This window comes from Streptomyces sp. NPDC058697 (assembly GCF_042715345.1).
Lineage (GTDB): Bacteria > Actinomycetota > Actinomycetes > Streptomycetales > Streptomycetaceae > Streptomyces > Streptomyces liliifuscus.
In genome coordinates this window covers 52,412-66,529 of the sequence record NZ_JBHXSU010000040.1, presented here as the reverse complement: position 1 = coordinate 66,529, position 14,118 = coordinate 52,412, and the positions used below count along the sequence as shown (strand labels likewise).

General features: G+C 70.5%; 14 protein-coding genes. 5 read left to right on the top strand and 9 right to left on the bottom strand.

What is annotated here, in order from left to right; all coding sequences use genetic code 11:
• Positions 1-157 precede the first annotated feature (157 nt).
• The 3 genes from ACFWXQ_RS44760 to ACFWXQ_RS44750 all read right to left on the bottom strand — a co-directional run bounded on the left by ACFWXQ_RS44760 (position 158) and on the right by ACFWXQ_RS44750 (position 3,444).
• Positions 158-1,345 carry a cytochrome P450 gene (locus ACFWXQ_RS44760; protein ID WP_383955666.1) on the bottom strand — a complete coding sequence of 396 codons (1,188 nt, stop codon included), beginning with the start codon at positions 1,343-1,345 and terminating at the stop codon, positions 158-160.
• Positions 1,346-1,386: 41 nt separating this feature from the next.
• On the bottom strand, positions 1,387-2,058 hold the full coding sequence (locus ACFWXQ_RS44755; protein ID WP_383955664.1) for a response regulator: 672 nt from the start codon (positions 2,056-2,058) through the stop codon (positions 1,387-1,389).
• Positions 2,059-2,187: 129 nt separating this feature from the next.
• Complete coding sequence (locus ACFWXQ_RS44750; RefSeq protein WP_383955661.1) at positions 2,188-3,444, bottom strand: sensor histidine kinase; 1,257 nt, start codon at positions 3,442-3,444, stop codon at positions 2,188-2,190.
• 179 nt (positions 3,445-3,623) lie between these two features.
• On the opposite strand from ACFWXQ_RS44750, the gene ACFWXQ_RS44745 reads away from it, so the two are divergent.
• A complete protein-coding gene (locus ACFWXQ_RS44745) occupies positions 3,624-3,827 on the top strand; it encodes a hypothetical protein (RefSeq protein WP_189840843.1) in 204 nt (67 codons plus the stop codon).
• 39 nt (positions 3,828-3,866) lie between these two features.
• On the opposite strand, the gene ACFWXQ_RS44740 is transcribed toward ACFWXQ_RS44745, so the two are convergent.
• From ACFWXQ_RS44740 to ACFWXQ_RS44730, 3 genes are all read right to left on the bottom strand, one after another.
• Positions 3,867-4,259 carry a ribonuclease domain-containing protein gene (locus ACFWXQ_RS44740; protein WP_383955658.1) on the bottom strand — a complete coding sequence of 131 codons (393 nt, stop codon included), beginning with the start codon at positions 4,257-4,259 and terminating at the stop codon, positions 3,867-3,869.
• A 130-nt stretch (positions 4,260-4,389) separates the two neighbouring features.
• Positions 4,390-5,019: a dihydrofolate reductase family protein gene (locus ACFWXQ_RS44735; RefSeq protein WP_383955655.1), complete on the bottom strand. Its 630-nt coding sequence runs from the start codon at positions 5,017-5,019 to the stop codon at positions 4,390-4,392.
• Positions 5,020-5,312: 293 nt separating this feature from the next.
• Complete coding sequence (locus ACFWXQ_RS44730) at positions 5,313-6,140, bottom strand: AIM24 family protein (RefSeq protein WP_383955652.1); 828 nt, start codon at positions 6,138-6,140, stop codon at positions 5,313-5,315.
• A gap of 168 nt (positions 6,141-6,308) precedes the next feature.
• Here ACFWXQ_RS44730 and ACFWXQ_RS44725 point away from each other — a divergent pair, with 168 nt between their 5' ends.
• Complete coding sequence (locus ACFWXQ_RS44725) at positions 6,309-7,058, top strand: 3-oxoacyl-ACP reductase family protein (RefSeq protein ID WP_383955649.1); 750 nt, start codon at positions 6,309-6,311, stop codon at positions 7,056-7,058.
• Between the two features lie 216 nt (positions 7,059-7,274).
• Here the strand turns inward: ACFWXQ_RS44725 and alc are convergent, their stop codons facing one another.
• Both alc and allB read right to left on the bottom strand, forming a co-directional pair.
• Positions 7,275-8,414 carry an allantoicase gene (gene alc / locus ACFWXQ_RS44720; RefSeq protein ID WP_383952933.1) on the bottom strand — a complete coding sequence of 380 codons (1,140 nt, stop codon included), beginning with the start codon at positions 8,412-8,414 and terminating at the stop codon, positions 7,275-7,277.
• Positions 8,415-8,570: 156 nt separating this feature from the next.
• Entirely contained in the window at positions 8,571-9,920 is a 1,350-nt protein-coding gene (allB, locus tag ACFWXQ_RS44715) for an allantoinase AllB (protein WP_383952913.1), read from the bottom strand.
• A 295-nt stretch (positions 9,921-10,215) separates the two neighbouring features.
• Between allB and ACFWXQ_RS44710 the strand changes: the two genes are divergently transcribed.
• On the top strand, positions 10,216-11,016 hold the full coding sequence (locus ACFWXQ_RS44710; protein ID WP_383952915.1) for an IclR family transcriptional regulator: 801 nt from the start codon (positions 10,216-10,218) through the stop codon (positions 11,014-11,016).
• 108 nt (positions 11,017-11,124) lie between these two features.
• On the opposite strand, the gene ACFWXQ_RS44705 is transcribed toward ACFWXQ_RS44710, so the two are convergent.
• A complete protein-coding gene (locus ACFWXQ_RS44705) occupies positions 11,125-11,412 on the bottom strand; it encodes a DUF5955 family protein (RefSeq protein WP_260695619.1) in 288 nt (95 codons plus the stop codon).
• Between the two features lie 250 nt (positions 11,413-11,662).
• Between ACFWXQ_RS44705 and ACFWXQ_RS44700 the strand changes: the two genes are divergently transcribed.
• Together ACFWXQ_RS44700 and aceB are read left to right on the top strand one after the other, a co-directional pair.
• Positions 11,663-12,262, top strand: coding sequence for an NTP transferase domain-containing protein (locus ACFWXQ_RS44700; protein WP_383952917.1), 600 nt, complete (start codon positions 11,663-11,665; stop codon positions 12,260-12,262).
• A gap of 202 nt (positions 12,263-12,464) precedes the next feature.
• Positions 12,465-14,099: a malate synthase A gene (aceB, locus tag ACFWXQ_RS44695; RefSeq protein ID WP_386270339.1), complete on the top strand. Its 1,635-nt coding sequence runs from the start codon at positions 12,465-12,467 to the stop codon at positions 14,097-14,099.
• Positions 14,100-14,118: the final 19 nt, after the last annotated feature.

Here is a 14,118-nt window from a genome sequence, read left to right as displayed (position 1 = left end):
ACAAACCGCGCGATTCACCCCCCCCACAAAACCCCGGGGGGGCGCGGGGAACTCCGCGACAAGCCCCCACCCACCCGCACCCGACAACGAACCCCACGGGGTCTGGGGCGGAGCCCCAGAAAGGGACGGGAATGGGTAGGGGCGGCGGGGGCGAGAATCATCCCCAGCGGAGCGGCAGGGTGCGTACGCCCCGCATCAGCATTCCCGGGAGCCAGCCGCCCGCCGGGCCGTCCAGGGACAGGTCGGGGCAGCGGTCGAGGAGGGCGCGGAGCGCCACCCGCGCTTCCAGGCGGGCCAGCGGAGCGCCCAGGCAGTAGTGGATGCCGTGGCCGAAGGCGACATGGCCACGGGCGTCGCGCCGGATGTCGAAGCGGTCGGGCGCCGGAAAACGGACCCCGTCGCGATCGGCCGCGGTGAGGCCGACCATCACCGCCTCCCCCGCCCCGACGGCCGTACCGGCGATCGACAGCGGCTCCGCCGCGTACCGGAACGTCGCGTTCTCCACCGGCCCCTCGTACCGCAGCATCTCCTCCACGGCACCGTCGAGCAGCGTCATGTCGGCCCGCAGCGCGGCGAGTTGACCGGGATGGGTGAGCAGCGCGTGGACGCCCCCGGCGAGGAGGTTGACCGTCGTCTCGTGGCCGGCGATGAGCAGCACGAACGCCATGCCGCGCAGTTCCTGCGGCGACAGCCGGTCGCCGTCCTCGGCGGTCGTCCGGATGAGGCTGCTCAGCAGGTCGTCGGCGGGCCCGGCGCTCTGCTTGTACTCGATCAGGTCGTTGAGATAGGCGGCGAGTTGGACGAACGCCTCGTACTCGCTCTCCTCGCTGGTCGGCGCGACGGCCTCCGACGAGATCGCGCGGAACGCCGCCCGGTCGATCTCCGGCACCCCGAGCAGCTCGCAGATGACGGTGAGGGGCAGCGGGTAGGCGAAGGACTCCACGAAGTCGGCGCCGCCACGCGGCAGCATCTCGTCGAGCAGGGTGTCCGTGATCTCCTGGACGCGCGGCCTGAGCTTCTCCACCCGGCGCGCGGTGAACTCACGGGCAATGAGGGACCGCAGCCGTGTGTGCTGCGGCGGGTCGGCGACCAGCAGGTACTTTCCGATCAGCTGCTCGTCGAGGAACGTCACGCCGATCTTCTGGCTGTCCTTGGCGAGGCGGGGGTCGGCGAGCGCGGCCCGCGCCTCCTCGTACCCGACGATCAGCCAGGTCTCGTGGTGTGCGTCGGGTGCCGGCAGCCGCACCCGGTGGACCGGTCCCAGCGCGCGCAGTTGCGCGTACACCGGATGCGGGTCCTCCGTGAAAGCCTGCCCGTACTTCCCCAGATCGATCACGTCCGCCATGTGCTTCCCCCTCCGCCCATTCCAACGGCCGCGGCCGCCGGCTAGTGCCCGTCCTCCTCCAGGAGTCCGGCGTCGTACGCCAACAGGGCGATCTGCACACGGTTGTTGAGGTCGAGCTTGGCAAGGATGCGGGAGACGTGCGTCTTGACGGTGGCGACGCTCATGAACAGTCCGGTCGCGATCTCGGCGTTCGAGCGGCCCCGGCCGACGGCGACGGCGACCTCGCGCTCACGGTCGTTGAGCGTGGCGACGCGCGTACGGGCGTTCGTGCGCCGGGTGTCGGCGGAGGTGCCCGCGGCGTGGGCCATCAACTGCCGGGTGACGGTGGGCGAGAGCACGGGATCGCCGGCCGCGACCCGGCGCACCGCGTCGAGGATCTCCGCGGGCGGGGTGTCCTTGAGGACGAAGCCGGCCGCGCCCGCGCGCAGTGCCCGCAGCACCTGTTCGTCTGCGTGAAAGGTGGTCAGGACGATGATCTGCGGGGCGTCCTTGCGGCTCCTGAGCCGTTCGGTGGCCGCGAGGCCGTCCACCGTGGGCATGCGGATGTCCATGAGGACCACGTCCGGGCGCGTGCGGTCGACCAGCGCCTCGACCTCGCTGCCGTCGGCGGCCTCGCCCACGATCTCGAGGTCGTCGGCGCCGCCCATCATGAAGGAGAGGCCGGCCCTGACCAGTGGGTCGTCGTCGACGAGGAGCAGACGGATCGGAGTCATGGGCTTACCGTAGTGACCCTTCTCCGCCTGACCTTCTGCTTTCCCCCGGCTCATCGGCGGAAGTGCCCCCTCACTCGGTCGTCATGGCCGCGCGCCCGGCTCACACTCCGGCGCGGACCTGTGCCGTGCTCACCCCCAGGGCAGCCACGCGCTCACCTGGAAGCCGCCGTCCTCCCCGGGCCCGTGCTCGAAGTGTCCGCCCGCGAGCGTGGCCCGTTCGGTGAGGCCGATGAGTCCCTGCCCGGAACCGGGGACGTGCGGCACGTCGCCGGGCGGCGGCGGATTGCGTACGGAGATGGTGAGACCGTCGCCCGGCGCCCCGGCCACCGTGACCGTGACCTCCGCGCCCGGGGCGTGCTTGCGGGCGTTGGTCAGGCCCTCCTGGGCGATGCGGTAGGCGGTGCGGCCGACGGAGGCGGGGACCGTGCCTGCGTCCGTGACGCGGTTGTCCAGCGTGACCTTCATACCGGCCTCACGGCTCTCGGAGACCAGTCCCTCCAGGGCCCCGAGGGTCGGCTGCGGCCGCCCGGACTCCTCCGCGCCGTCGCCGGAGGCCCGCAGTACGCCGATGATCTCGCGCAGATCCTGCAGGGCCTCGTGCGCGCTCTCCCGGATGACCCCGGCGGCCCGCGCGACCTCGACCTGGGGGGCGTCCGGGCGGAACTCCAGCGCCCCGGCGTGCACGCTGAGCAGGGTCAGCCGATGGGCCAGGACGTCGTGCATCTCGCGCGCGATCGCCTCCCGGGCCAGCCGCTGGGCCTGCTCGGCCCGCAGCGCCGACTCGGTCTCGGCCCGCCGCGCCCGGTCCCGCAGGCTCAGCATGAGCTGGCGCTTGGAGCGCGCGAGCGTGCCCCAGCCGACCACCGTGGCGGTCAGCAGCCAGCCGAGGGCGACGATCAGTACGTACGGGACCTCGGGATCGGGGCGCAGCCAGTAGAAGAGGGGAAGCAGGGCGGCGGAGGCGCCGCCCGTCCAGGCGGCGTACTTGAAGGGCCGGTGCACGGCGACCGTGAACAGGGCGACCAGGCCCGCGCCGCCCGCGGTGTTCGAGATGAAGCAAACCGGGACCATCGCCACGGCCAGGCCGACCGGCCAGCGCCGCCGGAGCCAGACCGCCGCGCAGGCGAACGCGCCGAGCCACTGGTCCACGGCTTGCAGGGCGTACGGAATGTCGGTGTTCCCGGACATCTCGTCCGCGCCGATCAGCCCCACCGTGACGGCGATCAGGAAGCAGGCGAAGTCGACGAGCCAGTCCCGCGCGGTGCGCCTGGGACGCCCCTTCCGGCCGGACTGGTCGGGGTCGAGTTCGGCGGCGACCGCCGACGGCAGAAACCACCGGCGCCCTGGGACGGGCGGAGGCTTCGGCAGCGGCGCTGTATCACTCACAGTCGACAAATCTACGCATCGTTGTCCGTTCACACCGCCCCTGCCACCTGATCACCGACCAAAGTAGTCACACGAGCGACTTTGGACGCAGCCGCGGCGAACCGGCCGGCGACTTCCGTCGGGCGTACCTCGCCCCGCGGCCGATGAGAGTGGGGGGTCCGCGGGGCGAGGATCCTTGTATGAAGCAGGTGCTGGAGTTTCTCGGTGTGATCGCCCTCGTTCAGGGCGTGGCGGGCCTGGTGTACGAGTTCACCGGTTGGCTGCGCGGCTGGGGCCTCGTACAACGGCTCGACTTCCTCGACGGCCGCGAGATCTACGGGAGCGTCGCACTGCTCGTGCTGGCGTTCGCGCTGTTCGCGGCGGCCGAGAGCCGGAAGCCCTGAGGAGCGGGGACCGGGCTTCCGGCGAACACCTCGCCCCGGTCAGCAGCTGTAGTTGACCAGCCTGAACGAGGCGTAGTGGTCGGAGGTGTAGTAGTCCTCCTGGCTCCTGTTGCCGGTGACGATCCGACGCGCACCGCGCGTGGACGAACCGGGCGTGATCACCGTGTACTCGTGGTAGTACCCGGTGCTCTGCGAGGGCAGGATGCCTTCCCTGTTCTGGAAGACGCCGCCGTCCTGGGAGTAGGGATAGGGACCGCCCTGCTCGATGAGGTCGAGCGTGTCGTGCGCCTGGGACGGCAGCGATCCGTAGCAGATGCTGCCGACGGCGGTCACCGCCGCGTTCGCGGGAACGGTGGCGGCGCCGCCGATGAGCAGGGCGGATGTGAGGGCGAGCAGAGCGCCGATGCGAGTGGTGCGTGGGGGGAATCTCATGCCCTCTAGCATGACGCGCGTAGACCATGGCATGTCAATGTCAAGGACAGTGATTTCGTCCCGCAAGTCGGATGAGTTTTCCGGGAGTTAACCTGCGCCACGAGACCCCCGCACAGCAGCGCCCCGGCCGCTACGCGCTCCCCTCCGGCAGTTCGTACGTGCCGTATTCGGGGCGTCCTGCCAGGTCGTACGAGTGGATGGCGACGCCCGTGCTCGTGAGCCGCGCGCCGGTGTGCCGGAACGCGGTCGGCACGGCGCCCTCGGCGAAGAGACGGCGGCCCGTGCCGAGTACGACCGGGAAGGACAGCAGGTGCACGGTGTCGACGAGGTCGAGCGCGAGCAGGGACTGGGCGAGGACGGCGCTGCCGTGGATCTGGAGCTCCCCCTCGGTATTCTCCTTGATCGCGGTGACCTCCTTGCCGAGATCGCCGCCGATCACCGTCGTACCGGCCCATTCGGGCCGCGTGATGCTCGACGAGGCGACGTACTTCGGCAGGGAGTTGAGCCTCCCCGCGACCGGGTCGGCGGGGTCGGTCACCTTCGGCCAGAACCCGGCGAAGATCTCGTACGTGTGGCGGCCGAGCAGGAAGGCGCCCGCGCGGTCGAAGACCTCGGTGATGAACTGCCCGAAGTCCTCGTCGTCGTAGGGGAAACTCCAGCCGCCGTGCTCGAAGCCGTCGCGGCGGTCCTCCTCCCGGCCGCCCGGGGCCTGATGGACGCCGTCGAGGGTGACGAAAGCGGTGAGAGTCAGCTTGCCCATGACGTGCCTTCTTCCGAAGCGGGGTGTCCTGTCATCAGCTCAGACCCTCCGGGCACCCGCAACTCATCGGTCGCCCGCGGATGGATCTGACCGGCGCGGGTCGGGGTGTGATCCGCGTGGGCCGGGGTGTCACCCGCGTGGGTCGAGGAGTCACCTGCGTGGCTCCGGGGGCGCCCCACGCGTGTCCGGAACTGACCCGCGCGTCCGGATCTGACCAGCGTGGCTCCAGATCAGACCCGCGCGCGTCCGATCCGACCCGCGCACCTCCGGGTCCATCCCGCGCTCGCCCGGGTCTATCCCGCGTTCGTCGAGAACAGGCCGCCCGTCGGGCCCTGCTTGTCGCCGCCCTGGGCCTTCCTGAGGGCATTGGCCAGGCTCTCGATGGTCAGCGACTGCAGGATCACGCTGCCGTTGCCCTCCAGGGTGGCAAGGGAGAGGCCCTCGCCTCCGAAGACGGCGTTCATCACGCCCTGCCGGTTGAGCCCTCCGACGCGCTGCACCCCGTACTGGATGCCCTCCTCGAAGGCCACGACACAGCCCGTGTCCACGTCGATGCGGCCGCCGAAGTCGGCGGGGTTCAGGTCGATGAAGTTGCCCGCGCCCGCGATGATCACGGTGCCCCGGCCGGTGAACTTCTCCAGGACGAAGCCCTCGCCGCCGCTGCGGCCGGTCTTCCCGCCCTGGAAGGCGATGCCGAAGTCGACGGTGGACTCGGCCGCGACGAAGGCGTCCTTCTCCGCGAACCACGCGCGCGTGCCGTCCAGCTCCAGGGCCCGCATCTCGCCCGGCAGCACGCCCGCGAAGCCGACGGTGCCCTCGCCGCCGGTCGACGTGAAGTACTGGAACGCCAGCGACTCGCCCGCGAGCGCGCGCTGGCCGACCTGCATGGCCGTGCCCATGGCCTGCCGCAGCATTCCGCCCATGCCCGCGCCGGTGGCGCCGTCCGCGCCGCCCTGGGGCCGGCCGCCGGCGCCCGAAGGGCCGGAGAGCCGTGTCTCCATGGTCACGTTCGCCGTCTTGAACAGGAACTTTCCCGCCTCGCAGTACACCGTCCGACCGGGCTGCAGGCTGACGACCGCCATCTGCATGGCGTTGCCGACGATTTCTTGCTGAAGAGTCACAAGGGGAGAACGCTTGAAGCGGAGGGGAGAGTTCCGGGCACCCTCCGCATGGGTGACGTGACGTCCTGTCTCCGCTCGGTTCGGTTCAGCTCTGTTCGGTTCGGCTCGGGCGACCTCAGCGTCCGTTGGCCGCCAGCACTTCGCCCGGCCGGCCGCTGGGATGGACCCATGACCTCACAAGCAACCATGAACGGAACAGTGGCCCTGGTGACCGGCGGCAGCCGCGGGATCGGTGCCGCGACCGCCGTGCGGCTCGCCCGGGAGGGGGCGGATGTCGCCCTGACCTACGTACGCGACAAGGAGGCCGCCTGCGACGTCGTGGACCGGATCCGGGCGCTGGGGCGGCGGGCGCTCGCCCTCCGCGCGGACTCCGCCGACGCTCAGGAGGCCGCCGGTGCCGTGGAGCGCGCGGCGGAGGGGCTCGGGCGTCTCGACGTCCTCGTCAACAACGCGGGCGTCGGGCTGCTAGGGCCCCTCGACAGCTTCTCCCTCGCGGACGTCGACCGGGTCCTCGCCGTGAACGTGCGCGGTGTCTTCCTCGCCTCCCAGGCGGCGGCCGCTCGTATGGAGCGTGGCGGGCGGATCATCACCATCGGTACGTGTATGACGCAGCGTGTGCCCGGGCCCGGTGGCACGCTGTACGCCACCGGGAAGTCCGCCCTTGTCGGGCTGACCAAGGCGTTGGCCAGGGAACTGGGTGAGCGGGGGATCACGGCGAACATCGTGCATCCTGGGCCGATCGATACGGATATGAATCCGGCGGGTGGGGCGTATGCGGGGGGTCAGGTTGCGATGACCGCGGTGGGGCGGTTCGGGACGGTGGAGGAAGTTGCCTCCGCGGTGGCGTATCTGGCGGGGGTGGAGGCGGGGTATGTCACCGGGGCGGAGTTCTCTGTCGACGGGGGGCACGCCGCCTGACTCCGGCGGGGCCGAGTTTTTCGCCCCCGCCGCCCCTACCCATTCCCGTCACTTTTCGGGGGCCAGCCCCCGAACCCCCGCTCCTCAAACGCCGGAGGGGCTGAAATACCTCAGGGGCGCGGGGAACTGCGCAGTCTTTTTGGGGGTTCGGGGGCGGAGCCCCTGAGTTAGTGACGGGAATGGGTAGGGGCGGCGGGGGCGAAAGAACTCCCCGTCTCAGCCCCCGAGTTCCTGATGCCGCGCAGCCAACCGCGCCGCGCCGTCCTCCGTGAGGGAACCGAACAGCCGCAGCCGCGAAATGCCCCCGTCCGGGAAGATGTCGACGCGCGCGTGCGTGCCGACGGCCGGCCCGCCGAGGACGAACCGGTGGTTCGTGTCGGGCTGGAGGCGGGTACGGGGCAGCACCTCGACCCACTCCCCGTCCACACCGTCCCGCACCGAAACGGACGCCCACCCCGCCGAGTTGCCCTTGAGATACGCCGTATCGATCTCGATCGCCCGGACCTCCGACCGAGCGACCAGCTGGTAGCGAATCCAGTCGTGCCCCTCGTCCCGCCGCCGCCGCGTCTCCCACCCGTCGTCCATCTTGCGGGACCGCCCCGGCTGGATGGTGTTGGTGGCGGGTGAGTAGAAGAGGTTGGACGCGTCCTCGACCTGCCCGCCGTTCTCCAGGGCGACGACGTCGAAGGTGCCGAGGACCGACAGCCACCGCGGGTCGGGTACGACCTCGCCGTACACGCGAAGGCGCGCGATGCCACCGTCCGGGTGCTGGTTGACGCGGAGGTGGGTAATGCGCTGCTCCACGTCGACGGCGAAGCCGTTGGCCGCGTGGCCGCCGACCGCCGTGCGCGGGACGAGCGTCGTCCACTTCACGTCGTGCGCGAGGAGTTCCTCGGGGGACGGGGAGCCGGGGACCGAGGCACCCTCGACGGACACCGCCTGCGGGTAGTTGCCGCGGAAGTGGGCGGTGTCGATGACGATGCCCCGTACGACACCGGGCGCGCCGAGGCGTACGAGCGCCCAGTCGTGGTCGTCGGCTGTGGGCCACGGGTGCTCGGCGGAGGCACCGCGCCTGCGCCGGGTCTCCCAGCCGTCCATGATCTTGCCCTTGTGCCCGAAGTGCTCGGGGTCGAACTCGGCCCGCTCGGGCAGGAGCAGGTTCTCGCGCTGGGCGAAGAACTCGTCGTTGGCGGCGATGACCCCGGCCCCGAGCTGCCGGTCGGCGAGGTTGGCGTACTGGGTGAAGGGGAAGTCGGCGCTGCGGTGGTCCGCGTACGGGTCGCCGCCTTGGTAGGGGTTCGCGTCGCCGGTGAAACGGGCCGGAGGGTTCTGGTGCTGCGCCGTCACAGTGATCAGGTCTGCCTTTCGGGAGTCGGCCGCTGCGGGTGCGGGTCGTGCGCGAATCGCTGGTACGGGTACCGGCTCTTCTTTCTCTTTGAGGGGTTCTGCTTTTTGCGAGTTCTGCTTCTTGCGAGTTCCGCTTCTTGCGAGATCTGTTTCCTGCGGGGCGGATTACCCTCGCCTGGACAGGAGTTGGCCCATCGGATCCGTGAACTCGCCCTCCGCCACGATGCATTCGCCTCGCAGCCAGGTGGACTTCACCACTCCGTGCAGAGTCCGGCCCGCGTACGCGGTGACCCGGTTGCGGTGCTGGAGCTCGGCGGGGTCGACGGTGAAGGTCTCGTCGGGCGCGAGGACCGCGAAGTCGGCGTCGAGGCCGATCGCGATGGCGCCCTTGCGGTCGTCGAGTCCGACCAGTTGGGCCGTGCGCGAGGACATCCAGCGGACCACGTCCTCCAGGCCGTACCCGCGCTTACGGGCCTCGGTCCAGACGGCGGACAGGCTGAGCTGGAGGCCGGAGATGCCGCCCCACGCGGTCGCGAAGTCGTCGGTCTTCAGGTCGGCCGTCGACGGGGAGTGGTCGGTGACCACGCAGTCGATCGTGCCGTCGGCCAGCGCCTGCCACAGCAGGTCCTGGTTGGCGGACTCGCGGATGGGCGGGCAGCACTTGAACTCGCTTGCCCCGTCCGGGACTTCCTCGGCCGTCAGGGTCAGATAGTGGGGGCAGGTCTCGACCGTGACACGTACGCCCTCGGCCTTGGCGGCGGCGATCAGCGGCAGCGCGTCGCTGGACGACAGGTGCAGCACGTGGACGCGCGCGTTGAGGCGTTTGGCCTGGCCGATGAGGTTCGCGATGGCGGTGTCCTCGGCGTCGCGCGGCCGTGAGGCGAGGAAGTCGGCGTACTTCTGGCCGCTCTTCTGCGGGGCCGCCGCGAGGTGGTGCGGGTCCTCGGCGTGCACGATCAGCAGCCCGTCGAATCCGGCGATCTCCGCGAGGGACAGGGCGAGTTGCTCCTGGTCCAGCTCGGGGAACTCGTCGACACCGGAGGGCGAGAGGAACGCCTTGAAGCCGAAGACGCCCGCGTCGTGCAAGGGCCTCAGGTCCTTGACGTTGTCGGGCAGGGCACCGCCCCAGAAACCGACGTCGATGTGCGCCTTGGAGCGGGCTACGTCCTTCTTGGTGCGAAGGTGATCGACCGTCGTGGTCGGCGGCAGGGAGTTGAGGGGCATGTCGACCAGGGTCGTGATGCCGCCGGCCGCCGCGGCGCGCGTGGCGGTCCAGAAGCCCTCCCACTCCGTGCGGCCCGGGTCGTTGACATGCACGTGGGTGTCGACGAGGCCGGGCAGCAGGACGTCGTCACCGAAGTCCTCCAGCCGGGCCCCGGCCGGCACCTCGGCGTCGTGCGCGAGCACGGCCGTGATCTTTCCCCCCGAGACGGCGACCGAGGCGGCCCGCGTCCCTTCGGGGGTGATCACGCGCGTCGAGCGCAGGATCAATTCGTCCCATCCGTCGTCGGACACCCGGACCCCTCTCCATGCCGCACGTCTCTACACGCCGCACATGTCTCTGTGCCGCCCGCCGCCTTCCGCCGTTTACTTCCACGTAACGGAATTCAACGTTCTGTTGAAGGAGTCTTCACTCCCGGCCCCACGTCGTCAAGAGTCGGCTTCCCGACCGACCGTCATGGCGAATTCCCTGGACGTTTCCACAAAGCGGAATTAGACTTCCACCACGCAGAACGTAACCACACCGAGCCGTGCAGTCAACCAACTGCCGGGTAGGCTGCCTCCCTGCCCGCCTGAAAGGACCGCGCCCGTGCCGACGTCCAGCGCCAGCACCACCGACGCCAAGCCAGCCGCCGCCTCCGGTGGCGTCCAGTCTCTTGAGCGCGCCTTCGACCTGCTGGAGCGGATGGCGGACGCGGGCGGCGAGGTCGGGCTGAGCGAGTTGTCCGTGAGCAGCGGGCTGCCGCTGCCCACCATCCACCGTCTCATGCGCACGCTCGTGGCCTGCGGATATGTACGCCAGCAGGCCAATCGGCGCTATGCGCTCGGCCCGCGTCTGATCCGGCTCGGCGAGTCCGCGTCCCGGCTGCTCGGCACCTGGGCCCGCCCCTATCTGGCGCGCCTGGTCGAGGAGACGGGCGAGACGGCGAACATGGCACTGCTCGACGGCGACGAGATCGTGTACGTCGCTCAGGTGCCGTCCAAGCACTCGATGCGGATGTTCACCGAGGTGGGCCGCCGGGTGCTGCCGCACTCCACGGGTGTCGGCAAGGCCCTGCTCGCGCACGTCCCGGCGGACGAGGTGCGCGCCCTCCTGTCCCGTACGGGCATGCCCGCGGCGACGGAGAAGACGATCACGACCCCGGACGAGTTCCTCAGCGCGCTCGAAGAGGTACGGACCGCCGGGTACGCGGTGGACGACAACGAGCAGGAGATCGGGGTCCGCTGCCTCGCCGTCTCCGTGCCCAACTCGCCCACCGCGGCGGCGATTTCGATCTCCGGTCCGGCCGGCCGTGTCACGGAGACGGCGACGGAGCGGATCGTGCCGGTGCTCCAGCAGGTGGCGGTGGAGCTGTCGGAGGCCCTGGCCAGTTCGGGATCGGCGACCTGAGCGTCGGTTCGGGGCCGGCCACCTGAGCGCCAGTTCCGGACCGGCTATCTGATGGCCGGTTCGAGATCGGCCACCTGAATGGGCAGAGGAGTCTCCGTACCGGCGCGCTCAGCGCCGCGGCGGCTCCCCGAAGAGTTCCACCGCGCTGCGTACGCCCGCGAGGCCGGCGGACAGTGCGCTCACCGAGCCGATGGAACCGGCGATCAGGAGCAGTGAGCGGCGCAGGCGGGGCACCTCCGGCATCCCGGTGACGGCCATCGCGGCGAGGGCCGCGAGTTCGTCCTCCGCGATACCGCGGTCCGGGAACTCGGCCGGATGCGCGGCGAGTTCGCGGCGCAGCCTGGACACCGCGGTCCGCAACTCCGCCACTCTCGGATCCTCGTCGCTGCCGGTCACTGGCCTCTATCCCAAGCTCCGCAACACAGCTCTCCCCCCTCGCACGTCTTTGTGCGCGATACGTCGTCCCTGTTCCGCGCTCACGCCGAAATACACCCCGCGGCGTTGGTCAGGCGCCCAGGGACGCGGGACAGTAAACGCCACCCGATGCGGTGGGCGCCACCACGAGGACCGAAATTCAGTCCCCGGACACCGCGGGGCCCGCAAGGGTTCCGGGGCACGTCCGCCCCGGGTCCGGTATGCAGGGGGAATGACGGAGAACAACGAGCAGGTCGCCGGGCTGCTGCTGGCCGCCGGCGGAGGGCGCCGCCTCGGCGGGCGCCCCAAGGCGCTCCTGACCCACCGGGGACACCCTCTCGTCGAACACGCGGTCGGAACACTGCGGGCGGGCGGCTGCACCCGGATCCATGTGGTGCTCGGCGCCGGTGCGGACGCCGTGCGCGAGCGGGCCCTGCTGCCCGGATGCGTACTCGTGGACAACCCCGAATGGGCGCAGGGCATGGGCTCCTCGCTGCGGGCCGGCCTGGACTCGCTGGCCGGTACGGGCGCCCGGGCCGTGCTGGTGTCACTGGTGGACCAGCCGGGGATCGGGCCGGAAGCCGTGGCCCGCGTACACGCCGCGTACACGTCCGACGAGACGCTCGCGGCGGCCGCGTACGGCGGGAAAAGAGGGCATCCGGTGCTGTTCGGCGCCCGGCACTGGGCGGGGATCGCCGCGACCGCGACCGGGGACCGGGGGGCGCGTGACTATCTGAAGGCACACGAGGACGAGATCGTGCTCGTCGAATGCGGGGACGTGGCGCAGCCCTACGACATCGACACGGAGGGCGACCTGGTCCACCTTGAGTGAACGGGGTGGCACCGAGCGCCACGTTCCCTCGAAGCGGAGAATCTCGACGTCAACAAATTATTGAACTTCCACCATGAGGAAACTACTATCCACTGTTCAGAAGCGTCCGGCTCTCCTCCGGGTCCCGTCGGTCGCTTCAGGTTCCGCAGGCACCCGGTGCCGCGGCGTACTCACGTCAGCTCGCTGAAGGAAGTGACAGTTCATGTCCGCACCAGCGCCGTCCCCGCTGGCCATCGTCGACGCCGAGCCCCTGCCCCGGCAGGAGGAGGTCCTCACCGACGCCGCCCTCGCCTTCGTGGCCGAGCTGCACCGGCGGTTCACGCCCCGGCGTGACGAGCTCCTCGCCCGCCGTGCCGAGCGCCGCGCCGAGATCGCCCGCACCTCCACCCTCGACTTCCTCCCGGAGACCGCCGCGATCCGCGCGGACGACTCCTGGCGGGTGGCCCCGTCGCCCGAGGCACTGAACGACCGCCGCGTCGAGATCACCGGCCCCACCGACCGCAAGATGACCATCAACGCCCTCAACTCAGGCGCCAGGGTGTGGCTCGCGGACTTCGAGGACGCCTCAGCGCCCACTTGGGAGAACGTGGTCACCGGCCAGGTGAACATGGCCGACGCGTACACCCGCAGCATCGACTTCACCGACGAGCGCACCGGCAAGTCGTACGCCCTGAAGGCCCCCGAGGAGCTGGCGACCGTCGTCATGCGCCCGCGCGGCTGGCATCTGAACGAGCGCCACCTCGTCGACGCCGAGGGCACCCCGGTCCCGGGCGCGCTCGTCGACTTCGGCCTGTACTTCTTCCACAACGCCCAGCGGCTGCTCGACCTCGGCAAGGGCCCGTACTTCTACCTCCCGAAGACGGAGTCGCACCTGGAGGCCCGCCTCTGGAACGACGTGTTCGTCTTCGCGCAGGACTACGTCGGCATCCCGCAGGGCACCGTCCGAGCGACCGTCCTGATCGAGACGATCACGGCCGCGTACGAGATGGAGGAGATCCTCTACGAACTCCGCGACCACGCCTCGGGGTTGAACGCGGGCCGCTGGGACTACCTCTTCTCCATCGTCAAGAACTTCCGTGACGGCGGCCAGAAGTTCGTCCTGCCGGACCGCAACGCGGTGACGATGACAGCCCCGTTCATGCGCGCGTACACCGAACTGCTCGTCCGCACCTGCCACAAGCGTGGCGCGCACGCGATCGGTGGCATGGCGGCGTTCATCCCCTCGCGGCGCGACGAGGAGGTCAACAAGGTCGCCTTCGAGAAGGTCAAGGCCGACAAGGACCGTGAGGCGGGCGACGGTTTCGACGGGTCGTGGGTGGCCCACCCGGACCTCGTGCCGATCGCGATGGCGTCCTTCGACGCGGTGCTCGGCGACCGGCCGAACCAGAAGGACCGGCTGCGCGAGGACGTCGACGTGAAGGCGGCCGACCTCATCGCCGTCGACTCCCTCGAAGCCAGGCCCACGTACGACGGGCTCGTCAACGCCGTGCAGGTCGGCATCCGTTACATCGAGGCCTGGCTGCGCGGTCTCGGTGCCGTCGCGATCTTCAACCTGATGGAGGACGCGGCGACGGCCGAGATCTCCCGCTCGCAGATCTGGCAGTGGATCAACGCGGGCGTCGAGTTCGAGCACGACGGGAACATGGTGAAGGCCAGTCCCGAGCTGGCCCGCGAGATCGCGGCCCGGGAACTGGCCGACATCCGCGCCGAGATCGGCGAGGAGGCCTTCGCGGCCGGCCGCTGGCAGCAGGCCCACGACCTGCTGCTGACAGTCGCGCTCGACGAGGACTACGCGGACTTCCTGACCCTGCCCGCCTACGAGCAGCTGACCGGCTGAACCGGCCGAACTGCACGCG